Origin of the sequence: Anaerococcus degeneri, assembly GCF_017874475.1 — a bacterium.
Lineage (GTDB): Bacteria > Bacillota > Clostridia > Tissierellales > Peptoniphilaceae > Anaerococcus > Anaerococcus degeneri.
Genome location: NZ_JAGGLO010000001.1, coordinates 304,949 through 325,806 on the forward strand (window position 1 = coordinate 304,949; position 20,858 = coordinate 325,806).

At 34.8% G+C, this 20,858-nt stretch carries 25 protein-coding genes and 1 tRNA gene; 21 read left to right on the forward strand and 5 right to left on the reverse strand.

Annotated features, from left to right (window positions below; genetic code table 11):
- The first annotated feature begins 77 nt into the window (after positions 1 to 77).
- From dnaJ to uxaC, 10 genes are all read left to right on the forward strand, one after another.
- Positions 78 to 1,199: a molecular chaperone DnaJ gene (gene dnaJ / locus J2Z38_RS01435; RefSeq protein WP_209771555.1), complete on the forward strand. Its 1,122-nt coding sequence runs from the start codon at positions 78 to 80 to the stop codon at positions 1,197 to 1,199.
- Positions 1,196 to 2,494: a tRNA (N(6)-L-threonylcarbamoyladenosine(37)-C(2))-methylthiotransferase MtaB gene (mtaB, locus tag J2Z38_RS01440; protein WP_209771558.1), complete on the forward strand. Its 1,299-nt coding sequence runs from the start codon at positions 1,196 to 1,198 to the stop codon at positions 2,492 to 2,494. The genes dnaJ and mtaB overlap by 4 nt, the downstream gene beginning before the upstream one ends.
- 56 nt (positions 2,495 to 2,550) lie before the next feature.
- Positions 2,551 to 2,892, forward strand: coding sequence for a histidine triad nucleotide-binding protein (locus J2Z38_RS01445; RefSeq protein ID WP_209771561.1), 342 nt, complete (start codon positions 2,551 to 2,553; stop codon positions 2,890 to 2,892).
- A gap of 40 nt (positions 2,893 to 2,932) precedes the next feature.
- Positions 2,933 to 3,115, forward strand: coding sequence for a 30S ribosomal protein S21 (rpsU, locus tag J2Z38_RS01450; protein ID WP_209771563.1), 183 nt, complete (start codon positions 2,933 to 2,935; stop codon positions 3,113 to 3,115).
- Positions 3,116 to 3,718: 603 nt separating this feature from the next.
- Positions 3,719 to 5,299, forward strand: coding sequence for a mannitol dehydrogenase family protein (locus J2Z38_RS01455; RefSeq protein ID WP_209771565.1), 1,581 nt, complete (start codon positions 3,719 to 3,721; stop codon positions 5,297 to 5,299).
- Between the two features lie 18 nt (positions 5,300 to 5,317).
- Positions 5,318 to 6,388 (forward strand): mannonate dehydratase, encoded by a 1,071-nt coding sequence (gene uxuA / locus J2Z38_RS01460; protein ID WP_209771567.1) that lies wholly within the window; start codon positions 5,318 to 5,320, stop codon positions 6,386 to 6,388.
- 179 nt (positions 6,389 to 6,567) lie between these two features.
- Entirely contained in the window at positions 6,568 to 7,590 is a 1,023-nt protein-coding gene (locus J2Z38_RS01465) for a TRAP transporter substrate-binding protein (protein WP_209771570.1), read from the forward strand.
- Positions 7,590 to 8,162 carry a TRAP transporter small permease gene (locus J2Z38_RS01470; protein ID WP_209771572.1) on the forward strand — a complete coding sequence of 191 codons (573 nt, stop codon included), beginning with the start codon at positions 7,590 to 7,592 and terminating at the stop codon, positions 8,160 to 8,162. Before J2Z38_RS01465 ends, J2Z38_RS01470 begins: the two co-directional genes overlap by 1 nt.
- Positions 8,162 to 9,463: a TRAP transporter large permease gene (locus tag J2Z38_RS01475; protein WP_209771575.1), complete on the forward strand. Its 1,302-nt coding sequence runs from the start codon at positions 8,162 to 8,164 to the stop codon at positions 9,461 to 9,463. The genes J2Z38_RS01470 and J2Z38_RS01475 overlap by 1 nt, the downstream gene beginning before the upstream one ends.
- 87 nt (positions 9,464 to 9,550) lie before the next feature.
- Complete coding sequence (gene uxaC / locus J2Z38_RS01480) at positions 9,551 to 10,963, forward strand: glucuronate isomerase (RefSeq protein ID WP_209771578.1); 1,413 nt, start codon at positions 9,551 to 9,553, stop codon at positions 10,961 to 10,963.
- A 115-nt stretch (positions 10,964 to 11,078) separates the two neighbouring features.
- Here the strand turns inward: uxaC and J2Z38_RS01485 are convergent, their stop codons facing one another.
- From J2Z38_RS01485 to J2Z38_RS01500, 4 genes are all read right to left on the reverse strand, one after another.
- Positions 11,079 to 11,267, reverse strand: a complete 189-nt coding sequence (locus J2Z38_RS01485; RefSeq protein WP_209771581.1) for a hypothetical protein — start codon at positions 11,265 to 11,267, stop codon at positions 11,079 to 11,081.
- A 3-nt stretch (positions 11,268 to 11,270) separates the two neighbouring features.
- A complete protein-coding gene (gene rsmI / locus J2Z38_RS01490) occupies positions 11,271 to 12,095 on the reverse strand; it encodes a 16S rRNA (cytidine(1402)-2'-O)-methyltransferase (RefSeq protein WP_209771584.1) in 825 nt (274 codons plus the stop codon).
- Entirely contained in the window at positions 12,095 to 12,805 is a 711-nt protein-coding gene (locus J2Z38_RS01495) for a tRNA1(Val) (adenine(37)-N6)-methyltransferase (protein ID WP_209771587.1), read from the reverse strand. The genes rsmI and J2Z38_RS01495 overlap by 1 nt, the downstream gene beginning before the upstream one ends.
- A 204-nt stretch (positions 12,806 to 13,009) precedes the next feature.
- Positions 13,010 to 14,434: an aldehyde dehydrogenase family protein gene (locus tag J2Z38_RS01500; protein ID WP_209771590.1), complete on the reverse strand. Its 1,425-nt coding sequence runs from the start codon at positions 14,432 to 14,434 to the stop codon at positions 13,010 to 13,012.
- 106 nt (positions 14,435 to 14,540) lie between these two features.
- On the opposite strand from J2Z38_RS01500, the gene glmM reads away from it, so the two are divergent.
- The 11 genes from glmM (at position 14,541) to J2Z38_RS01555 (ending at position 20,643) form a co-directional block, all read left to right on the forward strand.
- The gene (gene glmM, locus J2Z38_RS01505) at positions 14,541 to 15,890 is read left to right on the forward strand and encodes a phosphoglucosamine mutase (RefSeq protein WP_209771592.1); all 1,350 of its coding nucleotides are present in this window, start codon (positions 14,541 to 14,543) and stop codon (positions 15,888 to 15,890) included.
- On the forward strand, positions 15,883 to 16,200 hold the full coding sequence (locus tag J2Z38_RS01510; RefSeq protein WP_233463458.1) for an aspartate 1-decarboxylase (aspartate alpha-decarboxylase): 318 nt from the start codon (positions 15,883 to 15,885) through the stop codon (positions 16,198 to 16,200). The genes glmM and J2Z38_RS01510 overlap by 8 nt, the downstream gene beginning before the upstream one ends.
- A gap of 86 nt (positions 16,201 to 16,286) precedes the next feature.
- Positions 16,287 to 16,436 (forward strand): 50S ribosomal protein L33, encoded by a 150-nt coding sequence (rpmG, locus tag J2Z38_RS01515; protein ID WP_209771595.1) that lies wholly within the window; start codon positions 16,287 to 16,289, stop codon positions 16,434 to 16,436.
- Positions 16,437 to 16,444: 8 nt separating this feature from the next.
- Positions 16,445 to 16,627, forward strand: coding sequence for a preprotein translocase subunit SecE (gene secE / locus J2Z38_RS01520; protein WP_209771598.1), 183 nt, complete (start codon positions 16,445 to 16,447; stop codon positions 16,625 to 16,627).
- Between the two features lie 7 nt (positions 16,628 to 16,634).
- Complete coding sequence (nusG, locus tag J2Z38_RS01525; RefSeq protein WP_209771601.1) at positions 16,635 to 17,219, forward strand: transcription termination/antitermination protein NusG; 585 nt, start codon at positions 16,635 to 16,637, stop codon at positions 17,217 to 17,219.
- A gap of 53 nt (positions 17,220 to 17,272) precedes the next feature.
- Entirely contained in the window at positions 17,273 to 17,701 is a 429-nt protein-coding gene (gene rplK, locus J2Z38_RS01530) for a 50S ribosomal protein L11 (protein WP_209771604.1), read from the forward strand.
- A gap of 36 nt (positions 17,702 to 17,737) precedes the next feature.
- Positions 17,738 to 18,451 (forward strand): 50S ribosomal protein L1, encoded by a 714-nt coding sequence (gene rplA / locus J2Z38_RS01535; RefSeq protein ID WP_209771607.1) that lies wholly within the window; start codon positions 17,738 to 17,740, stop codon positions 18,449 to 18,451.
- 196 nt (positions 18,452 to 18,647) lie between these two features.
- On the forward strand, positions 18,648 to 19,196 hold the full coding sequence (rplJ, locus tag J2Z38_RS01540; protein WP_209771610.1) for a 50S ribosomal protein L10: 549 nt from the start codon (positions 18,648 to 18,650) through the stop codon (positions 19,194 to 19,196).
- 33 nt (positions 19,197 to 19,229) lie between these two features.
- Complete coding sequence (rplL, locus tag J2Z38_RS01545) at positions 19,230 to 19,613, forward strand: 50S ribosomal protein L7/L12 (RefSeq protein ID WP_209771613.1); 384 nt, start codon at positions 19,230 to 19,232, stop codon at positions 19,611 to 19,613.
- 259 nt (positions 19,614 to 19,872) lie between these two features.
- Positions 19,873 to 20,316: a Fur family transcriptional regulator gene (locus J2Z38_RS01550; protein WP_209771616.1), complete on the forward strand. Its 444-nt coding sequence runs from the start codon at positions 19,873 to 19,875 to the stop codon at positions 20,314 to 20,316.
- Between the two features lie 84 nt (positions 20,317 to 20,400).
- Entirely contained in the window at positions 20,401 to 20,643 is a 243-nt protein-coding gene (locus J2Z38_RS01555) for a putative sulfate exporter family transporter (protein ID WP_225304669.1), read from the forward strand.
- A gap of 102 nt (positions 20,644 to 20,745) precedes the next feature.
- Here the strand turns inward: J2Z38_RS01555 and J2Z38_RS01560 are convergent.
- Positions 20,746 to 20,821 (reverse strand) — tRNA-Thr (locus tag J2Z38_RS01560).
- Positions 20,822 to 20,858 lie beyond the last annotated feature (37 nt).

Genomic DNA, 20,858 nt, shown 5'->3' on the forward strand with positions numbered 1-20,858 from the left:
TAGCTAGTATAATAAAAACAATTGATAAAAGGAGCTATTTCCTAGTGAAATAGCTTTTTTTAGTGATTGGAGGAAAAATGAGAGACCCATATGAAGTGCTGGGCGTTGGTAAAAACGCCTCAACTGATGAAATAAAAAGAGAATATAGGAAACTTGCTAAAAAATTCCACCCAGACCTTAACCCAGATGATAAGGAAGCTGAACATAATTTTAAGGAAGCAACCCTAGCTTACGAAATTCTTTCAGATCCTGAGAAAAAACAAAAATACGACACCTACGGGGCGGCTGCTTTTGAAAACGGAGGGGCAGGCTTTAATGGCGGCTTTGGTGGAGGTTTTGGTGGCTTTGGTGATATTTTTGGTGATTTATTTGGAGATATATTTAACCAAGGTTATCAGAACAATGCCAAAAGACCAGTGAAGGGAGCGGACATCCAGCAGGTTGTAAATCTTACTTTCCAAGAAGCTGCCTTTGGTACAAGTAAGGAAGTCCAAGTAAGAAGAGAAGTAGAATGTCATGTTTGCCACGGATCTAAGGCTGAAGAAGGTTCAGAAAGTCATACCTGTCCAGATTGCCATGGCCAGGGTGTGGTTAATGAGGTATCAAGAACACCTTTTGGCACCATGTCAAGAACAGTAACTTGTAATAGATGTCATGGAACTGGTGAAATTATAGATAAACCATGCAAAAATTGCCATGGTTCAGGTAAGGAATATAAGTCAGAAAAAATCAAAATCGATATTCCATCAGGAGTTGAAGATAAGAATGTTATCAGACTTTCTGGTAAGGGTCATATTGGGGAAAATGGAGGTCCTTTCGGTGATTTATATGTCATCCTAAGGGTAGCAGACCACGAGATCTTTAAGCGAGATGGTCTTGATATTTATTATGAAATGCCAATTAGCTTCCCAACAGCAGCCCTCGGTGGAAAAATTAATGTAGCAACGCTTAGAAAGCCAGTAGAATTTGATATCCCAGCAGGCACTCAAACTGGCCAAAGATTTACCCTCAAGAATGAAGGAATCGAAGACAAGAGAAGGGGTATCACAGGTAATCTTTATTTCTACGTCAAGGTTATTACCCCAACTAAGCTTTCCAAAGAACAAAAAGAAGCCTTGAAGGCCTATGCTGAGGCAAGTGGGGATGATGTCAAGGAAGACAAGTCATTTTTTGATAAGGTAAAGGACTTTTTTGAATGAAAAAAACATTTAACATACTAACCCTAGGCTGCAAGGTAAACCAGTACGAGTCAGAGGCCGTCGAGGAAATATTTGAGTCAAGGGGCTTTGAAAGACAAGAAAAAAACGCAGATGTCTATGTTATAAATACCTGCACAGTTACAAATATGTCTGATAGAAAGAGCCGTCAGATGATTTCAAGGGCAAGAAAGGATAATCCAGATGCGATTATAGCTGTAATGGGTTGTTATTCTCAAGTTAAACCTGAAGACGTGGCGAAAATTGAAGGCGTGGATATAATTTTAGGTTCAAGAAATAAGGAAGAAGTAGTAGATCTATGTGAGGATATGCTACAAAACAAGGAAGCTATTGACCAAATCATTTCAGTTTCAGAGGAAAAAACTTTCGAAGACCTACAAATTTCAAACCAAACAGAAATGACCAGGGCCTATATGAAAATTCAAGACGGCTGCAATATGTACTGCTCATACTGCCTCATACCTTACGCAAGGGGAAATGTTGTAAGCCGTCCAATGGATTCCATAGTTAAAGAAGCAGAAAGACTTGCTGAAAATGGCTTTAAGGAAATAGTCCTAACAGGCATCCACGTTGCAAGCTACGGCAAGGACTTTAAGGACGGGACAAGCCTAATAGATGTAATTGAAAATGTGGCCAAGGTAGAAGGTATAGAAAGAATTCGACTTTCATCGATGGAACCTAGACATATAACAAGAGATTTCCTAGAAAGAATGAAGGCTACAGAAAAGGCCTGTGACCACTTCCATCTTTCCCTCCAATCAGGATCAGATGATGTCCTAAAGGCCATGAATAGGAAATATGATACAACCATATTCAAAGAAAAAATAGACCTAATTAGGGAAGTTTTCCCAAATGCTGGACTTACTACAGATATCATTGTAGGTTTCCCAGGAGAAACAGACGAAAATCACAAAGAAACCATGGACTTTGTAAAGAAAATTAAATTTGCTAAGACCCACTTATTCAAATATTCAAAAAGAGATGGGACAAAAGCGGCCACCATGAAGGGGCAAGTTAACGGAAATATCAAAAAAGAACGTTTAAAAGATTTGGAAGCAATTGAGAAAATTAATAGGGAAGAATTTTTAGAAAAGCAAATTGGAAAGACATTATCAGTTTTATTTGAAGAAAAATCTGATATGGCTGGTTTCAAATCAGGATATTCTACAAATTATCTTAGGGTAAATGTGGAAGATGAAACACTTCCAAGCAATGAAATCTATGACGTAATCATCACTGGTATAGAAAATGATGAATTAATTGGAGAAATAAGGTAAAAATACTTTACTCTTAAAAATAATTGTGGTAACATATATATTAATGGGGGTGAAGTATGGATTGTGTATTTTGTAAGATTGTAGATGGACAAATCCCATCTAAGATAATCTACGAAGATGAAGAGTTAATTGCATTTGACGATTTAGATCCACAAGCACCTATCCATTTTCTTGTTATACCAAAAAAGCACATCCAAAGTTTAGAGACTCTTGATGAGTCTGATAGTGAATTGATAGGCAAGATATTTTTGGCAATCAGAAAGATAGCCCACGATAAGGGCATAGCTGATTCTGGATATAGGATTGTCAATAACATAGGAGAAGACGGAGGACAAACTGTGCCTCACATGCATTTCCATGTTCTTGGCGATAGAAGCCTACAATGGCCACCAGGCTGATTTACGTCTAGACCGTGCATATACGAGAGGGGGGATAGAGATGACAGAAATCAGAGTTGGAGAAAACGAATCAATCGACAGTGCGATTAAGAGATTCAAAAGACAATGCGCAAGATCCGGTGTACTTTCTGAATATAGAAGAAGAGAACACTACGAAAAACCAAGCGTTATAAAGAAAAAGAAAATCGACGCTGCTAAAAGAAAAAACAGAAAAAGAAAATAATAATTTAACCATCCACAATGTGGGTGGTTTTTTTATGAAATTTGAACAAACAATAAATAATCATTATTTAAATTAGGGATAATTTAAAGCATTTGTGTCTGAATAAAGTCCCAATACTATAAATTTATGTAAATAAATTATTTTTTCTGTTTTTCATTATCTTATAATTCTATTTAAATATAGTTTTTTTATCTTGTTTTATAGTAATTCCAAAAATAATTTAAGAAAGTAAATTGAGTTATAAATTTAACAATCATTGACTATATTGAATATATATTATATAATTCTAATGAGAAAACGTTAACGAAGATATTTATCACTAACTTTCTAACTACTTTACTTGCAGTTTTTTTAAATTTTCAATAATTTATTTAGTGAGAAAATTTAGGGCAGATAGCCCTATAAAAAATTTTCAAAAAAATGTAACCGCTTACAAAAAGTTGAATTAATACGATGGATTCGCATATATTATTTTAAACTCATGGTTAAAATTGACTTATTAGGGGTAGTAAAGTTATGAAAATATTTTTAATAATGCATTCCATTTATTAAATATTTGATGAATTAACGGGATTCATGAAAAGGTAAAAGAAAGGATTTTGTATGAAATTAAATTTAGAAAATTTAGCCAAAGCAAATGAAAAGGTTGACAAAAAGGTATCCTATGATGTCAAACAATTAAGGGAAGATTCTATAAGAGACCCTAAGTGGTTGGCTTTTGGATCTGGAAATATTTTTAGAGCTTACATTGCTAGGATTGGTCAAGACTTGGTCAACGAAGGATATTTTGATAGGGGGATTTCTGTAGTTGAAACATTTGATACAGAAATTATTGAAAAGACCTACAAACCATTCGACAACCTTTGCTTATCTGTGACTCTTCACAAAGATGGTAACTTTGATACTAACTTAATTGCTAACTTGGCAGAAAGTTTAACCTTAGAGGATCTTGATAGAATTACAGAAATATTTTTAAATGATAATCTTCAAATAGCATCCTTTACAATTACTGAAAAAGGTTACAACCTTTATGCTCCAAATGGCGAATTGATGGATGTTGTCAAGGATGATTTGGAAAATAATCCTGAAGATAGCAAACATCTTATGAGTATAGTTACCAATTTACTTTATAAGAGATTTAATAAAAATGAAAAGCCACTTACACTTCTAAGCCTTGACAACTGCTCAGAAAACGGTGATAAGGTAAAAGCTTCTGTCATGCTTATTGCTAATAAATGGAATGAAAATGGAAAGGTAAGCGATGAATTCATTAATTATCTTGAAGAAAAAGTTTCTTTCCCATTAACTATGATTGATAAAATTACTCCAAGACCAGCTGAAGAAGTTAAAAAATATGTAGAAGACCTTGGTTTTGAAGATATGGATATTGTAGTTACTCAAAAAAATACTTACACAGCTCCATTTGTAAATAGTGAAGAGTCTGAATATTTAGTAATGGAAGATGATTTCAAAAATGGCAGACCAGATTTCACTAAAGCGGGTGTTTTCCTAACTGATAGGGATACTGTAAATAAGGTTGAAACAATGAAGGTAACAACCTGTCTAAATCCTTTGCACACAGTTTTAGCAACTTATGGCTGCGTTTTAGGCCACACAACAATTGCAGAAGAAATGCAAGATGAAGATTTAGTTAAATTAATAAAGAAAATTGGTTATTACGAGGGATTAAAGGTAGTAGTAGATCCTGGTATTATAAATCCAAAAGATTTTATCGATGAAGTTATCAATGTGAGATTCCCAAATAAATTTATGCCAGATACACCACAAAGAATTGCAACCGATACATCTCAGAAGATTTCTGTAAGATTTGGCCAAACTATCAAGGGGTATATGAAAGATAAGGACCTCAAGGTAGAAGACCTTAAGTTCATACCATTGGCCCTAGCAGGTTACTTAAGATACCTATTAGGTGTGAATGATGAAGGAAAAGCTTTTGAACTTTCAAGTGATCCAATGATGGATTATCTACAAGAAAGTCTTGAAGGTATCAGCCTTGGAAACTTCAAAGTAACAGAAGGTTTGAAAGATATCTTAAGAAATAAAGAAATATTTGGTATTGATTTAGAAGAAGTTGGCCTTGATAAAATTGTTATAGGATACTTCGAAGAATTGTCAGCTGGTCCAGGAAGTGTAAGAGCTACACTTAAAAAATATTTAGGATAGAAAAGGAGAGATAAGCTTATGAAAATGACTTTTAGACACTATGGTAATAATGACCCAATTTCACTTGAGTACATTGCCCAAATTCCAGGTGTGACTGGTGTAATGGTAATGATGAATGAGTGGGAAGCAGGTGAAGTTTGGGAAAAAGATGTATTCCAAGAATATGTTGATAAATGCCATGCTGTAGGCCTTGAATGTGAAATAATTGAGTCAATCAATGTTCACGAAGACATTAAAATGGGTCTTCCTACTAGGGATAAATACATTGAAAATTACAAACAATCTCTTAGAAATGTCGCTGCTTGTGGAGTAAAGACAGTAATTTATAACTTCATGCCAGTATTTGACTGGGTAAAAACCGAATTATATAAAGTTCTTCCAGATGGGTCAAACACCCTTGCTTTTGACCAAGCCAAGGTAGAAGGCCTTTCACCACGTGATATGGTAAACGAAATCCTAGATGGAGCAGGAAACTTTGAACTTCCAGGCTGGGAACCAGAAAGACTAGCCCAACTTGAAGACGTACTAGATAAGTATAAAGACATTGACGAAGATAAGTTAAGAGAAAATTATAAGTACTTTCTTGAAGCAATCATCCCAACTTGTGAAGAAGTAGGAATCAAAATGGCAGTACATCCAGATGATCCAGCTTGGCCAATTTTTGATATTCCAAGAATAACTTCTACACCAGAAGACTTAGAAAAAATAGTAAACCTAGTTGACTCTCCATCAAATACACTTTGTATTTGTACAGGATCTTTAGGATCAAGAGTTGAGAATAACGTGCCAGAAATAATTAAAGATTATGCTAAAAGAGGCAAAATTGGAGCAATGCACGTAAGAAACATTAAGTTTACTGGTGAAAAACAATTCTATGAATCAGCTCACTTATCAAAATGTGGTTCTTTAGATATGTATGAAATCATGAAGGCTCTTTATGAAGGTGGCTTTGATGGGTATCTAAGACCAGACCACGGCAGAATGATTTGGGGTGAAGAAGGTAGGGCAGGATATGGCCTATACGATAGGGCCTTAGGAGTTGCCTACTTAAACGGTCTTTGGGAAGCAATAGATAAGGCAAGTAAATAGATTTAGAAAAAGCTTAAAGATTGGGGCTTGGTTTTAAAGCCAGCCCTGGTTTAAGCAATAATTAAATTATAAGTTTGTATATAAAAATATTTAAAATGAGCTTTTGATTTTAATATTAAATTATAAAAAATAGGCCTATAAGTTAATAAAATTAGCTTATATGACAGAATCGAGGAATTATGATTAAAAAAATTATGAAAATTGCCTTGGGATTTATTGCTATATGCGTTTTTACAGCATGCGGTAATAAGGGACCTGATGCAGGCAAAACAATTATTAGGATTGGCCACAACCAATCTCAAAACCACCCTACCCACAAAGGATTATTGGCTTTTGAAAAATATATAGAGGATAATCTGGGGGATAAGTATGATGTGCAAGTATTCCCATCAGAACTTCTAGGTTCGCAGACTGACATGGTTCAGCTTACACAAACTGGAGCTATAAACATGGTTGTTGCAAGTAACTCAATACTTGAAACCTTTGATGATTTCTATGAAATTTTCAACCTTCCATATCTTTTTGCTTCAAGCGATGCCTACCATGCAGTTATGGATGATAAGTTAATTACAGACCCTATATTTACATCTACTAGAGATGGTGGATTTGAGGCTGTAACCTGGCTTGATGCAGGAAGCCGTTCTTTCTATACAGTAAAAAAACCTGTAGAAAAACCTGAAGACCTTAAAGGACTAAAGATCAGAGTCCAACAATCACCAACTAACGTTAGGATGATGGAACTTTTGGGAGGCTCAGCATCTCCAATGGGTTTTGGTGAAGTATATACAGCCCTTCAATCAAGTATCATTGACGGGGCAGAAAATAATGAAATGAGTTTAACAGATAATGGTCACGGTGAAGTTTGTAAGTATTATTCTTACGATATGCACCAAATGATACCAGATATTGTCCTTGCTAACTATGAATGGTTAGAAGGTCTTGGAGAAGACAGAGCAGTATTTGACGAAGGATTTAAGATTATAAACAAGGTTCAAAGAGAAGAATGGACCAAAGCTGTAGAAAATGCCAAAGAAGGTGCAGTAAAAATGGGAGTTCAATTTTCATATCCTGATCAAAAACCTTTTGTGGATGCAGTTGCACCTTTAACACAAGAAGTTTTATCAAGGAACGAAAAATTAAAACCTGTTTATGAGAAAATCCAAGAATACAACAAAAAATACCCAGCTAAGGAGGCAAAATAATGAGAAAAGCCCTAGAAAATCTAATGAAATTTTTAACAGCTGGTACCCTTTTAGTCATGCTATTATTTGTAGTTTGGCAAGTATTTACCAGATACGTCTTATCAAACCCATCAACATGGTCCGAAGAGTTGGTGTCATATTTGTTTGCATGGTCAACTCTTTTTGGAGCAAGCCTTGTTGTTAGCGAAAGAGGTCACATGAATATACCTGTATTGATTGACACAAAATCAGTTAAAACACAAAAAAATGCAAGCATATTCTCTGAAATAATGATCTTCCTATTTTCACTAATAGTTCTTACCTATGGTGGAATCAGGATTACAAACCTAGCTCTAAATCAATTGACATCTTCACTTGGAGTTGCAATAGGAATCTTTTATATACCTCTTCCAGTAGCAGGAATAATCAATATGATATTCTGTATCCTTAATATTAAGGATATCTTAGATGGCAAGGTCGAGTTCTTCCAAGCCAAATCTGCATCAGAGATTTCTGAAAGATTGGCAAATGATGCTAACGAAGTATCTAAATATGAAAATGAAGACCTAGATATAAATTTGGGAGGTAAATAATGGGTGGACAAGCATTAGCAGTAATATTAATAGTTTTAGCAGCCCTATTGATAGTAGGAGTGCCAATTGCTTTTTCAATTGGTATAGCATCAATAGTGACAATCATGTCAACTGTTCCATTAAATGTAGCAGTACTAACAGCAGCTCAAAGAACCTTTGTTGGTATGAGTTCCTTCACTCTTACAGCTATTCCATTTTTTATCTTGGCTGGAAACTTTATGAATGAAGGTGGAATTGCTAAGAGATTAGTAGACTTTGTAATGGCGATTTTAGGTAAATTACCAGGAGCACTTTTGGTAACAAACGTAGGTGCGAACGCACTTTTTGGAGCGATTTCTGGATCAGCTTCAGCAGCTGCAGCTGCAGTTGGATCTATGGTTAGATCGGGAGAAGACGAACTAGGTTATGACCGAGGTTTATCAGCAGCCACCAATGGTGCATCAGCTCCAGCAGGTCTTTTAATCCCACCATCAAATGCACTTATTACCTATTCTTTAGTATCGGGCGGTACATCTGTAGCAGCTCTTTTCCTAGCAGGATATATTCCAGGATTAATTTGGGCCCTAGCTTGTACAATAGTAGCTGTAGCCGTAGCAAAGAAAAAAGGATACAAGGGAACCGAAGGCAAGTTTTCTTGGTCAAATCTAGGAAGAGCAACTCTAGCTGCCCTACCATCTTTAGGACTAATTGTGATAGTAATTGGTGGTATTGTAATAGGAGTATTTACAGCAACAGAAGGATCAGCTATTTCTGTTGTATATTCCTTAATCCTAGGACTTTTATATAGGAATCTAAACTTCAAAAAAATAATAAATATCTTAGTAGAATCAGCTAAAATGAGTGCTATTGTTGTATTTTTGATAGGTGTCTCAAATATCTTATCATGGGTAATGGCCTTTACAGGTATACCACAAATGATAGGAGAAAGTTTATTATCAATAACAACAAACCCAATAATCATCCTATTAATAATGAACGTAATCTTATTAATATCTGGAACTTTCATGGACGTTACACCAGCTATATTAATATTTACTCCATTATTCTTACCGATTGTTCAAGAATTTGGTATTCATCCAGTACAATTTGGTCTAATTATTGTTTACAACCTATGTATTGGAAACATTACACCTCCAGTAGGTAACACCTTATTCGTAGCAATCAAGATTGGGGATACCACTCTAGCCAAGGTAATGCCATACATGCTAAGGTACTACGCTTTAATCCTAATAGGATTATTACTAGTAACTTATGTACCAGCAATATCACTAGGCCTACCACAAGCAGCAGGATTAATTTAATATTATGTTGGCAGGGTGAATACCTTGCCAATATTTTTAACAATAATTACTACAAAAATGTATTTTTATTACCATTAGGAGGTAAATATGAAGAAGTTTCTTGATGAAAATTTTATGATTAATAATGAATTTGGACAAATGCTCTACCATAAGTATGCAGCAAAAATGCCAATATTTGATTTTCACTGCCACCTTGAAGCTAAGGAAATTTATGAGAATAAAAATATTCCATCAATTACCGAAGCTTGGCTTGGTGGAGACCATTATAAGTGGAGGATGATGAGGGCTTGTGGTGTGGAAGAAAAATACATCACAGGAGATGGATCTGACTTTGAAAAGTTTGAGAAATACGCAGAAGTAATTCCAAACCTAATAGGAAATCCAATCTATCACTGGACTCACTTAGAACTTAAGAATTTCTTTGGTATAGATTATCCATTAAATAAGGACAATGCTAAGGAGATTTTTGATAAATGTAATGAACTTTTGGCCAAAGATGAATTTAAGCCAAGAGGTCTAATTGAGATGAGTAATGTTGCTGCAGTTTGTACAACAAATGATCCAGCAGAGGATTTAACCTACCATAAACTCCTAGCAGAAGATGATAGTTTTAAGGTAAAAGTATTGCCAGCCTATAGGCCTGATAATGCACTTTATATTGAAAAAGACGGCTTTAAAGACTATATTAAAAAACTTTCTGATTCAGTAGGATTTGAGATTGAAAATTATTCAGACATCAAAAAAGCTCTTGTAAATAGGATGGAATATTTTAAAGAATCTGGCTGTATGGCAAGCGACCAAGCCTATGCCTTCATCCCATACAAGAGGGCAAGCGAAGAAGAACTTAATGAAATAGTTCAAAAGAAATTATCAGGTAAGAAAGTTTGCTCAGAATGTGAGGAAAAATATAAGACAGAACTTACTATTTTCTTAGCCAAAGAATATAAAAAACTTGATTGGGCGATGGAAATCCATGTTGGTGTCATTAGAAATAACTCAAAGGTCTTATTTGAAAAATTAGGTCCAGACGTAGGTGGAGATAGCCAAAACGACTTAAGTTATGCAGAAAACCTTGCAAACCTACTTTCAGATTTTGAGGAAAATGATGGCCTACCAAGAACAGTTATTTTCCCATTAAATCCAAAAGACCATTTTCCAATAGCAACAATAGGCGGATCATTTAACAGGGCAAATCCTGATAATATGCAAAATATCCAACTAGGAACAGCTTGGTGGCACCTAGACCACAAAGAAGGGATGATTGAGCAATTAAAGGTATTTTCAAGCGTAGGAGTCCTATCAAAATTCATAGGAATGCTAACAGACTCAAGATCATTCCTATCTTATCCAAGACACGAATACTTTAGAAGAATCCTCTGCAATTTCATAGGTGAATTAGTTGAAAACGGTGAATACCCAGCTGATGAAGAATTCTTAGGCAAGGTTGTGGAAGATATTTGCTATAACAATGCAAGAAAATATATAAAGATAGATTTATAGTTAAATTAATGTAAGCAAAAAACCTCTTAACTGGTATTTAATAAAGTTAAGAGGTTTTTTATTGATGTAACAATGCACTAGATTTTTAAAAAAGTGAGTTTATATTTTTCCTTACTTATTTCTTTTTCAATCCTTTTGTTATGATATAAATTGTAAATCCTAGATAGACTATATAAAGAATATAAGTAATTTCTAATGGCCAAGGAAAAGATTCTTCTGGGTGGCCTAGGGCATAGCCTATAAATGCTATGGCGATTAAAACCATGCCGAGTCCTATAAATAAAGATTTTTTAGTAGTTTTCATTGATCAATCCTTATCAAAGTTAATTACATATTCATAAATTTCATTTTTTGAAAAAGAACTTTCTTTTTTGATTTTTTTAACAATTTCCTTGGTAGATTTTCCGTCATTAATCATTTCCCTTATTTTATCATCAAAACTTGAAATATCATCAGTTTCTTCTTCTTTTCTGCCTTCTAAAATAAGAACAAACTCTCCCTTAAAGGTGATTTTCTCTGGATCAATGTCTTTGATTGTGTAGGTTTTGTATTCCTCGAATTTTTTAGTTAGTTCCCTAGCAATTGTAAGCTTTCTTTCTGGAAAGATTTCTTTTAAGTCTTCGATAGTTTTTGGAAGGTTGTGGACAGAGTCAAAAATAATTGAAGTCTTTTCTTCGTTTTTTAACTTTTCGTACAATTCATTTTTTTCCTTGGATTTTTTGCCGATAAATCCATAAAATGTGAAGGCTGACATATCCTGACCAGAACCTATAAGAGCTGTTAGAATAGAGCTTGGACCAGGAAGAATTGTATACGAGATATTATTTTCAATGCATTTTTTGATTAAAATTTCTCCCGGATCAGACATGCCAGGCATACCTTGATCGCTAATTACTCCTATGGTCATGCCTTCGCTTGCTTTTTTTATCAGCTCTTCGCTTTTGGCTTGCTCGTTAAATTTGTGATAGGAAGTGAGAGGCTTAGATATGTCATAGAAGTCTAAGAGTTTTTTAGATTCTCTAGTATCTTCGCAAGCGATTAAGTCAACTTCTTTTAGGGTATTTATGGCCCTTAGGGTCATGTCTTCGAGGTTGCCGATTGATGTTGGCACAAAATATATTTGGTAGTCCATTAGTCCTCCTTGTAGGTTCCGTTTATTTTCCTAACCTGGTCGGTATATTTTCCGTCCTTATAGATTATGATTGGGTCTTCGATTTTTATCCCGTCTTTGGCGTTTTTTACAAATTCAATTAGGATAAACTGGGGTTTGGTATTGTAGGTAGAAGATGCAAATTGTATTCTTTTCGCTTTTACATTTCCACACTTATTAAAGATTTCTACCATGCGTTCTGGTTTGTGGATCATAAAAAGCTTGCCCTTATCCTTCAAAGTTTTGTTTGCAAAGGCAAAGATGTCGTCTAAGTTTAAATATAGTTCTTGCCTTGAAATTAGGTATTCCTCGTCCTTATTTTTGATATTTTGGTCAATTTTATAATAAGGGGGATTGGTTATTATGTAATCTAGGCTATTTTCCTTAAAATTAACATTGTTTAAGTCTTCGTTTATAATTTCAATATTATTTATGCCATTAAGGTCTAAATTTTCCTTTAGGATTTTTGCCTTGGCCTCTTGGATTTCTACGGCATAGACTTTTTCCAAATCGTAAAGGCTATTTGCCATCATTGCTAAAATTCCATTACCCGATCCAATATCGAGGAGAATTTTGTTTTTCTTCATCTTTGCAAAATCTCCCAGCAAAATCGAATCAATCCCAAAAGAATAAGCACCCTCAACGTGGATCATTTTTAATTTTGTTCTTGGTATATAATCTAGTTTTTTCATATTTATATTATATCAGATATGGTTAATTTTTATAGTAAAATGAAATTTCTATTGGTTTTTTTGATCTTTTATCCTATAGAAAAAATACCAGAATTGATTATATTTCAATTCTGGTAACAGTTTTGTTAATCATTAAGATTTAGTAATGATTAATTAATTTTAATATAAATTTTTGCCTGAAAATTCAGCTTGAGTTGGTAAAAATTAGGCTGTGTGGATTGATTTTGGTTCTAGATATTCCATCAGACCAAATTTTCCGCCTTCCCTGCCTACACCTGATTGCTTGGTGCCACCAAAAGGCAATTCTGGACTTCCTCCATTAGAGTTAAGGTAGACGTCTCCAGCTTTTATTTGGTAAGCAATTTTTTCTGCTTCTTCTGGATTGCCGAAGACTGCTGATGAAAGACCAAAGTCTACAGCATTAGCCACTTCTATAGCTTCATCCTTATCCTTTACTTTAATAATAGCAAGGACAGGTCCAAAAATTTCTTTGTCGTGAATAGCTATTCCTGGTTTTACATCGGTAAAGATTACAGGTTTTACATAATAACCTTTGTCGCTTTCTTGAGGGATTTCTCCCTTAAGGAGTTTTGCACCTTCCTTTATTCCTTCTTCTATAAAATCTTTAACTCTATTAAATTGTTTCTTACCTGCGAGTGTACCAACAACAGTTTTTGGATCATCTGGGTCTCCAACAGGATAGTTATCGTATTGGTTTATGAATTCTTTTATGACTTCGTCGTAAATATCTTCAGTTATGATGGCTCTTGATAGGCAGGAACAGGTTTGACCTACATTTAGGTAAACTCTATTTAATACTTGTTTTACACCCATCTTGATATCTGCTCCCTTGATAAAAACAGCAGGAGACTTGCCGCCGAGTTCTAGGACTACTTTTTTCGCTGTATTCATTGCGTGTTTGGCTGAAGATGCACCACCAGCTAGGCTTCCTGTATAAGAAACCATGGCAACTTTTGGATGAGAATTTAAAACATCTCCAACTTGTGCGCCTGAACCTGTAATTAGGTTAAAGACTCCTTTAGGAAGACCTATTTCATCAAAGGCTTTGGCGACAAAATATGCAGTCAGAGGTGTATCTGAGGCAGGTTTTTGTACAACTGTACATCCCATAAGAAGGGCAGGGATAACTTTCATTATTATTTGGCCCAAAGGATAATTCCAAGGTGTAAGACTTGCCACAACTCCAATTGGCTCCATTCTAACATAGCCGCCATCCATATCAATCCTGTAGTCGATTTTCCTAGCTTGGTCTATGAAGACATCAACCCTTCTCATTTGCTTATCGAATTGACCAGGTTTTGCAATTTTAATTGGAACACCAAGTTCGAGTTTTATTGTTTCTATAATTTCGTCCTGGTGGTCCATCATCCATTTCTTAAACTTTTCTATATAAGCAATTCTTTCATCAAGACTTGTCCTAGAAAAAGTTTTAAAGGCTTCATAAGCAGCTTCAACTGCTTGATTTATTTCTTCTTCACTTGCTTTTGGAACCCTGGCTAGGATCTCACCTGTGGCAGGGTTTTCAACCTCAATCCATTTATTGGATTGGCTTTCTTGGTATTTACCATTTATATATAATTTTTCATTGTTAAGTTTTTCAAAATTCATATTCTTCTCCTTTCCTAATTTTTTACCCAATTTTTCTCTTTATATATCAAAAGGGTATAATGTTTAAAAATAAAGATTTAAAATTTAGAATTTAAAAGGAGATATTATGAAATATTTTGGTACAGACGGATTTAGGGGAGAGGCTAATAAAAACCTTAATGTTTACCATGCTTTTAAGATTGGTAGATTTATTGGGGATTATTTTTCAACAAAGAATAATGGCCACGGGAAAATCCTTATCGGCAAAGATACAAGAAGGTCTTCTTATATGTTTGAAGATGCTCTATCAGCTGGTATTACCTCATCAGGTTCAAATGCCCATCTATTACACGTTACACCAACTCCTTCAGTTTCATATATAACAAGGACAGAAGATTTCGACTGTGGAATTATGATCACAGCCAGCCACAATCCTTACCACGATAATGGAATTAAGATTATAAATAAAAATGGCGAGAAAATGGAAGATGAATTCCTATATAAACTCGAAGAATATATAGATAGCGATATAGAAGATATTGACCTTGCTGTTGGCGAAGACATAGGAAGGACAGTCGACTATATTGGTGGCAGAAATAGGTACATTGCCTATCTAATCCAAACAGTAACCAAATCTTTTGAAGGAATCAAGGTTGGTCTTGACTGTGCAAATGGTGCAGCCTTTACAATAGCAAAGCCAGTTTACGATGCTCTTGGTGCTGATACTTTTGTAATTAATGCCGAACCAAATGGATTTAATATCAATAGGGACGCTGGGTCTACTCATATAGATGGCCTAAGAAAATATGTAGTAGAAAATAAACTTGACCTAGGATTTGCTTTTGATGGTGATTGTGATAGGTGTATAGCAGTTGATAATGAAGGAAATATTATAGATGGGGATTCCATCCTTTATATCCTAGCAAATTTCATGAAAAAAGACGGGGCTCTTGATTCAAATACAGTTGTTACAACAGTCATGTCAAATATCGGTCTTTATAAGGTCTTTGATGACCTTGGAATAAAATATGAAAAGACAGATGTTGGAGATAAAAATGTCCACGACCGTATGTATGAAAAAGATATAGAACTTGGTGGCGAGCAATCAGGCCATATTATTATAAAGAAATTTGCCAACACAGGTGATGGTATTCTTACATCGTTAAAGATAATGGAAGCCATGATTGAATCTAAAAATGACCTAAAGAGCTTGGTTCGTGACCTAAAAATATATCCACAAGTTTTAATTAATGTAAGAGTTAAAGATAAAAATACCGTTTTAGATGATGAAAATGTAAAAAGAAGTGTAGAAAAAATCGAAAAAGATCTCAAAGATTCAGGCAGGGTCCTAGTACGTAAGTCAGGTACTGAGCCGCTTATTAGAGTTATGGTAGAAGCGGAAACTGAAGAAATTGCAAACAAATCTGCTTTGGAAATTGTAAATACCATCAAAGAAAACGGCCTTTGTCTTGATTAGAGATTGTAAAAGTGGAAGAGAGATAGATATAAGGGAAAGCTTCCTTATAGTAAAGGGAAAAGTCTATGCTAGGGAGTCTTATATTTCCTTTGATACATCTAGGCTTAAGGCTTATCCGCCTGTTGTGTATTACGATAGGGAAGACGAATACCTTGGAAGCTTTGAAGAAGAGGGCCTATATGAATTTTCTGACATAGAAGATGATCTTTTATCTTATAGTGATTATTGCTTTTCCAACCATGATTTAGATGACTTAAGGGTCTTACTTGTTAAAAAAAGAGAAGAATTTGTAAAAAAACTTATAAAATAAGAGATTAAGTGTTGACAAGTATAGACTTAGAGGGTAATATAGATGATTGTATGGAAGTATCCGTATAGACAAATAGGAGGTGTTTTATGAGAGTAAAAGTTAAATTAGAATGCACAGAATGCAAAAACAGAAACTATGATACAACAAAAAACAAAACAAATCATAGCGAGAGAATTGAGCTTAAAAAATACTGCCCATTCTGCAAAAAACACACAGTTCATAAAGAAACAAGGTAGGAGATTAAATGGCTAAGAAAAAAGATTCTTTCTTCTCAGGAGTTAGCAAAGAATTCAAAAAAATCCAATGGCCTGTCAAGAAGATTACTTTAGAGTACACTCTATTAGTAATCGCCATCAGTGCAGCTACAGCAGTTGCAATCTGGGGACTTGATAAGATATTCCATTTCCTACTTTCAACAATAATGTAGGTGGACAATGACTGATTCTTTAAACTTTGAAGCAAATAAAGAAGAAGAAAAGGAAGCTTTATTAACCGAGATAGAAAAAAATGCTAGATGGTATGTAGTACACACCTATACTGGATATGAAAATAGGGTTGCTGATAAAATTCAAATGATGATTGATAATGAGCAAAACCCTGACATTGTAGATGTGACTGTACCAACAGAAGAGTATGTCGAGGTTAAGAACAACGAAAAGAAAGTAAAGACTAGAAAGTTATTTCCTGGTTATGTAATGGTCAAAATGAACGTTACAAGTAAGTCTTGGTATATAATAAGAAATACCCAAGGCGTTACTGGTTTTGTTGGCCCTGACGGGGATCCAGTTCCATTAACAAAAGCTGAAGTTAGAAAATTCGGTGTTAAGGAAAAAGAGCCTGTATTTAATATCAATGTAAAACCAGGCGATGACGTAAATATCATTGCAGGCCCATTCAAAGACTTCGTTGCAAAAATCGAAGAAATCGACATGGAAAAGGGCAATATCAAAGCATATGTAGATATGTTTGGTCGTGACACATTAATAGACCTAGAATTCAGTGATATAGAAGAAATTTAGCACTGTCAAAAGCAGTGGGAGGGGAAACCCGAATCACCACAAGGAGGTAAATTATGGCAGAAAAAGAAATAAAAGCGATAGTAAAATTACAAGTACCAGCAGGAGCTGCATCACCAGCGCCACCAGTAGGAACCGCACTAGGTCCTCACGGAATCAACATTATGGAATTCGTTCAAGCATTTAATGCTAAGACAGCTGACCAAGCTGGAATGATTATACCGGTTGAAATGACTATTTATGCGGATAGAACATTCAAATTTATAACAAAAACACCACCAGCACCAGTATTAATCAAAAAAGCTATCAACCTAGCAAAAGGTTCAGGTGAACCAAACAAAAAAAAGGTTGGATCAATTAAAAGAAGCCAACTTGAAGAAATTGCTAAGACTAAGATGGAAGATCTTAACGCTGCAAGCCTAGAAGCTGCAGTAAGCATGATAGCAGGAACAGCAAGAAGTATGGGAGTCACTGTAGAAGATTAGTGGGAGAGTTTACTCGTTTACCACAGGAGGTATTAAATGGCTAAAAGAGGAAAAAAATATTTAGAATCAAAAGCTTCATATGATTCTACAAAAGAATATGAATTAAACGAAGCACTTGAAATTGTTGAGAGAAATGCAAAGGCAAAATTTGATGAAACTGTTGAAATTCACTTCAACCTTGGCGTTGACAGCAGACACGCTGACCAACAAGTTAGGGGTACAGTAATTTTGCCACACGGTACAGGTAAGGTACAAAGAGTACTTGCTTTCGTAAAAGACGACAGAATAGACGAAGCTCTTGCAGCAGGAGCTGACTATGCAGGTAATGAAGAATACGCTGAAAAGATCCAAAAAGATGGTTGGTTAGACTTCGACGTTGTAATAGCTACACCAGACATGATGGCTACAGTAGGTAGACTTGGTAGGGTACTTGGTCCACAAGGCCTAATGCCAAACCCAAAAACTGGAACAGTTACAAACGACGTTAAACAAGCTATCGAAGACATCAAAGCAGGTAAGGTTGAGTATAGAACAGACAAGGCTAACTTAGTCCACGTTCCAGCTGGTAAGGTATCTTTCGGAGTTGAAAAACTTTCTGAAAACATCAAAGCTCTAGTTGGAGAGGTTGTAAAGGCTAAACCTGCAGCAGCAAAAGGTAAGTATATTAAATCAATCACAGTAGCATCAACAATGGGACCTGGTGTAAAATTACAAGCAGGTAGAGCAAGCGAATTAGTTGAAACAAAATAATTTGCATTTTTGCTAGATTGATTGTATAATATAAAAGTCAAATAAACAGGCTACCAAAGACTACGCAGACAGAAATGTTTAATTATTGCGTATAGGTGGGAGAAATTAACTACATCCCCACCGATGTAGGCACTATTAGAGTGTCTATGAAAGTGGGGTTTTTATATACCTACCATTAGCCTTAGGAGGTGAAAAAGTGAGCGAAAAAGCTATAGCAGCTAAACAGTTGATAGTCAACGAAATCAAAGAAAAAATCGAAGGTTCACAATCAGTGACACTTGTAGGTTTTAACGGTATGGACGTTAAGGAAATCACAGACCTACGTGATAAATTCAGAGAAAAAGAAGCTGAATACAAAGTGTACAAAAATACAATGATGAGATTTGCTTTCCAAGAACTAGGCTACGATGAATTAATCGAAGAACTAAAAGGAGCAAACGCACTAGTATTTTCTAAACACGACCTTGTAGATGGTCCAAAGATCGCAGTTGACTACAGAAAAGAAAACGAAAAAAACGAAGAAAAATTAGTTTTAAAAGCAGGTATTGTTGAAGGTAAGTATCAAAATAGCCAACAAATGATGGCAATAGCTACATTACCAGCTACAGAAGTTCTACACTCTATGCTTGCAAATGTATTACAAGCACCAATCAGAACTCTTGCAGGAGATCTTAATAACACAATATCTAAACTTGCAATTGCCCTTAATGAAGTGGCAAGCAAAAAAGAAAACGAAGCAGCATAATAAAATAATATTAAAAATTTAAGGAGAATTAAAATGGCATCAGAAAAAGTAACAAACTTATTAGAAGAAATTAAAAATCTTACAGTTCTTGAACTTTCAGAACTAGTTAAAGCAATCGAAGAAGAATTTGACGTATCTGCTCAAGCAGCAGTAGCAGTAGCAGCTCCAGTAGCAGGCGGAGCAGCTGGTGAAGCAGCAGCAGAAAAGACAGAATTCGACGTAGTTCTTAAATCAGCTGGACAATCAAAAATCAACGTAATCAAAGTTGTTAAAGACGTAGCTGGTCTTGGACTAAAAGAAGCTAAGGCTCTAGTTGACGGAGCTCCAGGCAACGTTCTTGAAGGCGTAGCAAAAGACAAAGCTGAAGAAGTTAAAGCTGCTCTTGAAGAAGCAGGCGCTGAAGTAGAATTAGCATAAGCTTATAAAAATCACTAGGTTTATCCTAGTCAAACCTCCTAGTTTTCACTGGGAGGTTTTTTTATGGCCATTTGCCTATAATTAAAACTAAAAATATCTAATTTTATCGTTGATTTAATATTTAAAGAGCGATAGTTTTTAGGAAATATTCTTATTATTATGTATTAATTTTATTTTACTATAATAGTTGATAATCATTCCCAATGTTGACAAATAGACATTTTGACGTATATTATTAGCTAGAAAGGTGTGGGAAGATATGCACGATTTAATAGAAAGTTTAAGGGACTGTGATTCCGATAAAAGAATAAATACACTTAAAAAAATCCTTCAAGATAAAAAAATAAGGGTTTCTCACCAAAGACTTTTGATTTTGGATTATTTAATAACCCATCCTATCCACCCAACAGCTGACAAGATTTATAAAGACCTTATGGAAAAAGATCCAGTTATAAGTCAAGCAACTGTATATAACAGCTTGAATTTATTCGTATCTCATAATCTTGTAAAAGAGCTAGATTTCAATATGGCATCAAAAAGATACGAATTTAAAAGGCCAAGCCATGGTCATTTTATTTGTGATTCTTGTGGCAAAATCGAGGATTTAGAAATTCTTGAAATCGAAAAACCTGCCATGCTAAAAGATTATACAATAGACACTACTGAAGTAATCTACAGGGGAATATGCCCTGATTGTAAGTAATAAATTTAGCGTTTTTTAACGCTTTTTTTATTTGTAAAAAGGAGAAAAACGAAAAAAATTATATCATATTTACCAGGTCTCGCCTTGGCTCTGGTAATTGCTTTTATCGCACAATTTATAGAAAATATCCTACCAAAACACTTGATAGGCGGATCAGTCATCGCTTTATTTATAGGAATGTTTTTAAACACAATAATTGATACAGAAAAAAATTTAAAATCAGGAATCACCTTCACATCCAAAAGGCTTTTAAAATTTGTAATTATTCTTTTTGGGGCAAGCCTCAATATTAGTATAGTTTTAAATGTAGATAGATTGTCGCTATAGTAGTAATTTATTTTATGGGATTGGTATAGAGGAAACCTTCGGGTTTCTTTTTTTATTGAAAAATTTGGAAAAAAATAGTCCCTATAAAGGGCAAATAAAAAATGGAGCCGCTTCCCGGAATTGAACCGAGGACCTCTTCCTTACCATGGAAGCGCTCTACCTACTGAGCTAAAGCGGCACACTTTAAATTATACGAGCTAAAAAAAATTTTTCAA

Bases quoted from the DNA above. Each gene is read 5' to 3' on its own strand.
- J2Z38_RS01485 (WP_209771581.1), bottom strand. From the start codon at position 11,267: ATGAAAACTACTAAAAAATCTTTATTTATAGGACTCGGCATGGTTTTA.
- dnaJ (WP_209771555.1), top strand. From the start codon at position 78: ATGAGAGACCCATATGAAGTGCTGGGCGTTGGTAAAAACGCCTCAACT.
- rplA (WP_209771607.1), top strand. From the start codon at position 17,738: ATGGCTAAAAGAGGAAAAAAATATTTAGAATCAAAAGCTTCATATGAT.
- J2Z38_RS01465 (WP_209771570.1), top strand. From the start codon at position 6,568: ATGATTAAAAAAATTATGAAAATTGCCTTGGGATTTATTGCTATATGC.
- nusG (WP_209771601.1), top strand. From the start codon at position 16,635: ATGACTGATTCTTTAAACTTTGAAGCAAATAAAGAAGAAGAAAAGGAA.
- rsmI (WP_209771584.1), bottom strand. From the start codon at position 12,095: ATGGACTACCAAATATATTTTGTGCCAACATCAATCGGCAACCTCGAA.
- secE (WP_209771598.1), top strand. From the start codon at position 16,445: ATGGCTAAGAAAAAAGATTCTTTCTTCTCAGGAGTTAGCAAAGAATTC.
- uxaC (WP_209771578.1), top strand. From the start codon at position 9,551: ATGAAGAAGTTTCTTGATGAAAATTTTATGATTAATAATGAATTTGGA.
- J2Z38_RS01495 (WP_209771587.1), bottom strand. From the start codon at position 12,805: ATGAAAAAACTAGATTATATACCAAGAACAAAATTAAAAATGATCCAC.
- uxuA (WP_209771567.1), top strand. From the start codon at position 5,318: ATGAAAATGACTTTTAGACACTATGGTAATAATGACCCAATTTCACTT.
- glmM (WP_209771592.1), top strand. From the start codon at position 14,541: ATGAAATATTTTGGTACAGACGGATTTAGGGGAGAGGCTAATAAAAAC.
- J2Z38_RS01475 (WP_209771575.1), top strand. From the start codon at position 8,162: ATGGGTGGACAAGCATTAGCAGTAATATTAATAGTTTTAGCAGCCCTA.
- rpmG (WP_209771595.1), top strand. From the start codon at position 16,287: ATGAGAGTAAAAGTTAAATTAGAATGCACAGAATGCAAAAACAGAAAC.
- mtaB (WP_209771558.1), top strand. From the start codon at position 1,196: ATGAAAAAAACATTTAACATACTAACCCTAGGCTGCAAGGTAAACCAG.
- J2Z38_RS01470 (WP_209771572.1), top strand. From the start codon at position 7,590: ATGAGAAAAGCCCTAGAAAATCTAATGAAATTTTTAACAGCTGGTACC.
- rplL (WP_209771613.1), top strand. From the start codon at position 19,230: ATGGCATCAGAAAAAGTAACAAACTTATTAGAAGAAATTAAAAATCTT.
- rplK (WP_209771604.1), top strand. From the start codon at position 17,273: ATGGCAGAAAAAGAAATAAAAGCGATAGTAAAATTACAAGTACCAGCA.
- J2Z38_RS01550 (WP_209771616.1), top strand. From the start codon at position 19,873: ATGCACGATTTAATAGAAAGTTTAAGGGACTGTGATTCCGATAAAAGA.
- J2Z38_RS01500 (WP_209771590.1), bottom strand. From the start codon at position 14,434: ATGAATTTTGAAAAACTTAACAATGAAAAATTATATATAAATGGTAAA.
- J2Z38_RS01445 (WP_209771561.1), top strand. From the start codon at position 2,551: ATGGATTGTGTATTTTGTAAGATTGTAGATGGACAAATCCCATCTAAG.
- rpsU (WP_209771563.1), top strand. From the start codon at position 2,933: ATGACAGAAATCAGAGTTGGAGAAAACGAATCAATCGACAGTGCGATT.
- J2Z38_RS01455 (WP_209771565.1), top strand. From the start codon at position 3,719: ATGAAATTAAATTTAGAAAATTTAGCCAAAGCAAATGAAAAGGTTGAC.